5 protein-coding genes are annotated in these 6373 nt (G+C 68.1%); 1 reads left to right on the top strand and 4 read right to left on the bottom strand.

The features are described 5' to 3' along the window. Window positions 1-104 precede the first annotated feature (104 nt). The 3 genes from HIR71_RS16005 to HIR71_RS16015 form a co-directional block, all read right to left on the bottom strand. Window positions 105-290: a lipocalin-like domain-containing protein gene (locus HIR71_RS16005; RefSeq protein ID WP_169326063.1), complete on the bottom strand. Its 186-nt coding sequence runs from the start codon at window positions 288-290 to the stop codon at window positions 105-107. A 311-nt stretch (window positions 291-601) separates the two neighbouring features. Next, window positions 602-2290: a long-chain-fatty-acid--CoA ligase gene (locus tag HIR71_RS16010; RefSeq protein ID WP_169326064.1), complete on the bottom strand. Its 1689-nt coding sequence runs from the start codon at window positions 2288-2290 to the stop codon at window positions 602-604. 1295 nt (window positions 2291-3585) lie between these two features. Then, window positions 3586-4014: a helix-turn-helix domain-containing protein gene (locus HIR71_RS16015; protein WP_169326066.1), complete on the bottom strand. Its 429-nt coding sequence runs from the start codon at window positions 4012-4014 to the stop codon at window positions 3586-3588. 201 nt (window positions 4015-4215) lie between these two features. Here HIR71_RS16015 and HIR71_RS16020 point away from each other — a divergent pair, with 201 nt between their 5' ends. Continuing rightward, entirely contained in the window at window positions 4216-5769 is a 1554-nt protein-coding gene (locus tag HIR71_RS16020; protein WP_396031888.1) for a SulP family inorganic anion transporter, read from the top strand. A 225-nt stretch (window positions 5770-5994) separates the two neighbouring features. Here the strand turns inward: HIR71_RS16020 and HIR71_RS16025 are convergent, their stop codons facing one another. Then, entirely contained in the window at window positions 5995-6198 is a 204-nt protein-coding gene (locus tag HIR71_RS16025; RefSeq protein ID WP_169326065.1) for a hypothetical protein, read from the bottom strand. Window positions 6199-6373: the final 175 nt, after the last annotated feature.

Here is a 6373-nt window from a genome sequence, read left to right on the forward strand (position 1 = left end):
CATCGAACAGATGCCCTTCGATCTGGGACCTGAGAACCTCAACAAGCCTCATTTTCCCAGATCAGGGGCATCTGTTCATTCCGCGACACACCCACCAAACCGCACTACTCGCGGATCTGGGTCTGACCGATCGAGTCCGGAAACAGGGAGACGAACATGGAGTGGGTGAGGGTCTCCTTCTCCTCGTCCACGTGGAACGGGCCCGTGTAGGCGATGGAGGAGCTCGCCTCGTTGACGTAGTCCTGCGGCGTGCCGGCGAACCAGTCACCGGAGGCGAAAGGACGAGACACTGCGGTGCATCGCCTTCTGCGACCAACGCGACGAAGGCGACGTCGTCAGAGCTGTCGGCCAGAGCGTCCTGAGCCGGATCGACCCCGAGGGCTGGGCGACCGTGGTCGCAGTCACGGACCGTCGCATCCTCACCGCAAGGGCGAACACACTTCGTCAGGAAGCCAAGATCCGGCAACGTATTCCGCTCGACGACGTGCGTTGCGTCCGGGCGAGGACCTCCCAAGGTGAGCGGGACACGCTGATACAGCACAACGTTCAGATCGCGGCCGCTGAGTTGAACGATCCCCGCCGCCCCGACGCCGCGGCTTCGTCAGAGCGACGGCAGGACCTGCTCGCGCACCTGCTTGCGCAAGATCTTCCCGAGCATCGAGCGCGGGGTGTTCTCGATCTGCACGATCCGACGCGGCACCTTGTACGCCGCGAGCTGGGCGCGGCAGTGGTCTCGCAACGCCTCCTCGTCGAGCGGGGAGCCCGGTTCGAGCTCGACCGCGGCCACGACCATCTCGCCACCGCGCGCGAGCGGCTTGCCGAACACGGCGGCGTCGACGACGGACGGGTGCATGCGCAGCACGGCCTCGACCTCCGAGGGTGCGACGTTGAAGCCGCCGGTGACGATCAGCTCCTTGACGCGGTCCACGATCGTGGTGAACCCGTCGGAGTCGACGACCACGACGTCGCCGGTGCGCAACCAGCCGTCGGGCAGCAGGGACTTCGCGGTCTCCTCGGAGTTGTTCCAGTACCCCTGGAACACCTGGGGACCCTTCAGCAGGAGCTCTCCCGGCTCACCCTGGGCGACCTCGACGGTGGGGTCGTCCTGGTTGACGACCTTCATCAGAGTCGACGGGAACGGCACGCCGATCGTGCCGGTGCGGCGCGTCGGGTGGAACGGGTTGCCCAGCGCAACCGGGGAGGACTCGGTCATGCCGTAGCCCTCGACGAGGAGCCCGCCCGACATCGACTCCCACAGCTCCACGACGTGGTCGGGGAGGTTCATCGCGCCGGAGATGCAGAACTTGCACGACTTCAGGGAGACGCCCCGCTGCTTCGCGGCCATCGCGGTGCGCTCGTAGATCGGCGGGACCGCGCAGTACACCGTGGCAGGCGACTTCTTCATGGCGTCGAGGATCATGTCGGGGTCGAACTTGGGGAAGATCACGAGCAGGGCCTGCTTGCGGATGCCGTACGTCAGGTACAGCGTCATGCCGAAGGCATGGAACATCGGGAGGATCGCGTAGAAGATCTCCTTGCGGTACTCCGCACCGTGCATCCAGGCCTCCCCCTGAAGCGCGTTGGAGTACAGGTTGTAGTGCGTGAGCATGGCCCCCTTGGGGTGGCCGGTGGTCCCCGACGTGTACTGGATGGCGGCCAGGTCGTCGACCGAAGGACGCGGGTGCCCGGTGTCGATGCGACCGTGGCTGAGCAGCTTCTCCCAGGGAATCGTCCCGGGCGCCGGCCCGGTGAGCGCCTCTCGCGACTCGCGCAGGCTCCGCACCGGCAGGTGCAGGGCGAGGCGCTTGACCGTGGGGAAAGCCATCAGCAGGTTGACCGAGACGATGTGGTCGATCGCCACGTCGGCCGGGAAGGCACGGACGGCCGCGACCGACTTGTCCCAGGCGATGACCACGCGGGCCTGGTGGTCCGCGAACTGGTGGCGCAGCTCGCGCGACGTGTACAGCGGGTTGTGCTCGACGACGACGGCACCGAGGCGCAGGACGGCGTAGAACGCGACGACGTGCTGTGGGCAGTTCGGCAGGATGAGCGCCACGCGGTCACCCGCGTGCACGCCCAGGCCGCGCAACCCCTCGGCCGCCCGATCGATCTGGTCGCCCAGCTCGTTGTACGTCGTCCGGCGCCCGAAGAACTCCATGGCCGGGTGGTTGCCCGCCTCGACCACGGACTTCTCCACCATCGCGACGAGCGACTGCGTCGGGAGGTCGATCTCGGTCGGCACACCTGGCTGGTAGTTCTTGACCCAGGGCTGCTGGTCCGTGTTCGCCATGGGTACATCCTGCCGCGAACCTGCGATCTGCATGACGCAACACGTCGGGGCGTCATCCTGGCGCCACGGCACCCTGGGCTCCAGCCCATCAGAGCGGACGATGCGCTCGGCCGCGATCTTGGTGCGGACGGGGGCTCCTGTTCGCGCTCTCACCGCATCGTCGGGGCCCGGAGACGAAACAGTGCCCCAGCGACGTCGTGGGCGATCCGGCCCGCGGCCTGAGCGCTTGCGCGCGCAGCCTGGAGCGTCCGGACGTCGGAATCGAGCACGCCGAAGAGCTCATCGCCCGTGCCGTGCTCGAGCGGCAGTACAGCCCGACCCATGCCCTGAGCAACGGGCACGACCTGCTGCCCGACCTGCCCGACCTGCCCGACCTGCGCACCGCGGCGGCGGCCTGTGGCCGGACTCCGACGACCGCACTCGTGACTCTGTCCTCGCGCCTGGACCTCCTGCGGACTCCCCGCGGACCCGGGAGGGTCAGGTCAGCGACTCATGTGCGGATGAGCTGGCCTGTACGCCGGGTTCTGTACGCCGCTGCAACGGTCGTTAACGGGCCTTGTTGACCAGTGATGGTTTCGCCTGCTGACCTGGACAGGTACCTCCGCGGCGCCCATTGTGCCCACTGGCAGATGATGGCCAGGACTGGTCTTCCTGCGGACTCGTTGCGGACTGGCTGCGGACTCGTTGCGGGGGGACTCGTTGCGGCGGGCACGATGACCGGGCACCGATGACGGGCCAGCCCGGGGTGCTCGCGCGTGGGCGACCGGTGTGCAACCAAGGGAGGACGTTTCCGCGCCCAGGGGGCTCAGTGAAGGCCGCCCGGGTCAACTCTGTGAGCGCCCCTTTGAGCTGCCGCGGCGGCGATCCCACCGGGCGACTCTCGCGCTAGCCGTCGGCTCCATCATCGATGCCGGGGGTCGTTGCCGAGCAGGTGAACAGCGAAGCCAGGAGTCGGGACGTCCCCGCGACCGTGCCGGACCCCGGCACCCACGACGGTCGTCCCGACACCGTCGCCGCAATCGTCGGTGGCTGGATCATCGCTGCCGCCGTCGGACGACGCAGGGTTGCACCGGGACATGAGCAGGTCTCGTCACGTCCGTCGTGTGGGCTTCGGGATGGGTGCCGTCATCGCCCGACTTCGCCACGGCGCTGCTGGGGGCTGTGGTGCTGCTCGGGGCCTATGCAGGCTGGTGGTTTGTCACCACTCGTCGCGACCCGGACCTGTTATCGCTCAACCTGATGAGCGCTCACCGACCTTGATCCCAGTGAACGCCCCTGACGCGCGTGGCGGTCTGCTAGGTGGCACGGAGCAGGGTGATGAACTCGTCGGCCATCGTCAGTGTGCGGAGGAGCTTGTCGCGTCGTTCCTCGGCAGAGCCGAGGTACTCAGCAAGCCGCTGCCTGGCCGCCGCGTCGCCGCTGTCGCGGTGCAGCGCTTCCACGGTGTCGAGCAGGTCCGCCATCTCCTCGAGGGAGAAGCCCAGGGGCTTCATCCGGCGGATCAGCAGGAGTCGCTCGACATCGGCGCTGGTGTAGAGCCGAAACCCGCCCTCGGAGCGGGCCGACGGCGTGAGCAGCCCGACCTCGTCGTAGTGACGCAGTGTCCGCAGGGACAGGCCGGTACGCTCGGCGACCGCACCGATCTGCAGGGTGGCCGCGCCGGGTTGGGCGAGGTCGCCGGCCTGTGTGTTGGCCGGCGGCTGGGGCGGGTGCGCGTTGGTCATCATCCACTTCCGTCGGAGCGTCCAACTCTACCCTCACGTTAGGGTACAGTCTTGGCCGTTGACTTTCCTTCGTCACCCGAAGGCTATGGCGGGCTCCGGTCCGTCGTCCGCGCAGCGCCGCGCGCCCCCACCCTTGTCCACCGGTCGGGCTCTTGAGCCTGGTCAGGGGCGCGCGCGCCCACAACCCCGAACGGAACCTGCGTGACCGACGACATCCGCACCACCCTGCTCGACGCCGACCCGAACCCCCGGCCCGCTCCCGGGGCGCCGGAGGCGGACCGGGCCCACTCGGTCCTGGCCACCCTGAAGTCACCCAAGCGCCTGCGCACGGAGGTCCTCGCCGGCCTGGTGGTGGCCCTGGCGCTGATCCCCGAAGCGATCGCGTTCTCGATCATCGCCGGCGTCGACCCCCGGATCGGGCTGTTCGCGTCCTTCACCATGGCCGTCTCGATCGCGTTCCTCGGCGGCCGGCCCGCGATGATCTCCGCGGCCACCGGCGCCATCGCGCTGGTCATCGCCCCGGTCGCCCGCGAATACGGGATCGACTACTTCATCGCCACCGTCATCCTCGCCGGGCTCCTGCAAATCCTGCTCGGCGTGCTGGGGGTGGCCAAGCTCATGCGGTTCATCCCACGGTCGGTGATGGTCGGCTTCGTCAACGCCCTGGCCATCCTCATCTTCTTGTCCCAGGTCCCGCACCTGACCGGGGTGCCCCTGCTGGTGTACCCGCTGGTGGCCGTCGGAATCGCGATCATGGTGCTCCTGCCCCGGCTCACCCGGGTCATCCCCGCACCGCTCGTCGCCATCGCCCTGCTCACCGCCGCCACGATCGTCGCGGCGATCAGCGTGCCCACCGTCGGGGACGAGGGCGAGCTGCCCGACAGCCTGCCGCAGCTGTTCTTCCCCGACGTGCCCATGACGCTCCAGACCCTGCAGATCATCGCCCCGTTCGCCCTGGCGATGGCGCTGGTCGGGATCCTGGAGTCCCTGCTGACGGCCAAGCTGGTCGACGACGTCACCGACACCCACTCCAACAAGACCCGCGAGGCCTGGGGCCAGGGCGCCGCGAACGTCATCACCGGCTTCTTCGGCGGCATGGGCGGGTGCGCGATGATCGGCCAGACCATGATCAACGTGAAGGCATCCGGGGCTCGCACCCGGATCTCGACCTTCCTCGCCGGGGTCTTCCTGCTCATCCTGGTCGTCGGCCTCGGTGACGTCGTCGCCGTCATCCCCATGGCCGCGCTGGTCGCGGTGATGATCATGGTCGCCGTCGGCACCTTTGACTGGCACTCCGTCCACCCGTCCACCCTCAAGCGGATGCCGAAGTCCGAGACCGGCGTCATGGTCGCCACCGTGGTGGTCACGGTGGTCACCCACAACCTCGCCTACGGCGTGCTCGTCGGTGTCCTGGTCGCGATGGTGCTGTTCGCCCGCCGGGTCGCGCACTTCGCCACCGTGGTCCGCCTGGACACCTCCGACGACGACGGCCAGCGCGTCTACGCGGTCACCGGCGAACTGTTCTTCGCCTCATCCAACGACCTCGTCTACCAGTTCGACTACGCCGGCGACCCCACCAACGTGATCATCGACATGAGCAACGCCCACATCTGGGACGCCTCCACCGTCGCCACCCTCGACGCCATCACCACCAAGTACGCCACCAAGGGCAAGACCGTCACCATCACCGGGATGAACACCGACAGCGCCCAGCGACACCGCCGCCTCGCCGGCAACCTCACCGCCGGCCACTAACTCCGCCGCCCTCGCGCCCTCATTACCCCGCCCGGCCCGAACACCGGCTCGAGGCGAGCCGACGTCAAGGGCGCTCCGCTGGAACCCCTCGTCGCCGCGGCTTCGTAGCCGCTCGAACGCCAGGCAGCGCTCCAGCCGTAGCCGCTGGCCGCGACGAAAGCCGCGTCGTCGCCGGCCTCATCGGGGCGGTGCGTCGATCTGGCCACTGTGCCTCTGAGGCAAGGACTACTCGAGGGAACGCTCAACAACCGACTGGAAGACCGGAAGCCACGTCTCCGTGAACCCAGCGGCGACGTCGTGGATGAACCAGATTGCTGGGGCCCACCAGTCGAAAATTGTCATGACCGCGAGCACGACGAAGACAACGGCCTTGGACCAGAAGCGCGACAGCATGCCGAGAACCGGCTCGACGAGGTCAGATCCGCGCATGGACACATCGTGCACGACGCGTGCGACATAGCGGCTCTTCAGAATTGAGGGTGTAGGCGGGGGCGGCGCCGGGAGCGACACGGCGTGTCGAGGTCCAGGTAGGGGTCGAGGTCTTCCGATGATGGGAGTTCTGACGCTGCCCATCCGAAAGACCTCGACGTGCCTGACGCTACCT

The sequence above is a fragment of the Cellulomonas fimi genome (assembly GCF_012952065.1).
In the GTDB taxonomy this organism is placed as follows: Bacteria; Actinomycetota; Actinomycetes; order Actinomycetales; family Cellulomonadaceae; genus Pengzhenrongella; species Pengzhenrongella fimi_A.

Bases quoted from the DNA above. Each gene is read 5' to 3' on its own strand.
- HIR71_RS16010 (WP_169326064.1), bottom strand. From the start codon at position 2,290: ATGGCGAACACGGACCAGCAGCCCTGGGTCAAGAACTACCAGCCAGGT.
- HIR71_RS16015 (WP_169326066.1), bottom strand. From the start codon at position 4,014: ATGACCAACGCGCACCCGCCCCAGCCGCCGGCCAACACACAGGCCGGC.
- HIR71_RS16025 (WP_169326065.1), bottom strand. From the start codon at position 6,198: ATGCGCGGATCTGACCTCGTCGAGCCGGTTCTCGGCATGCTGTCGCGC.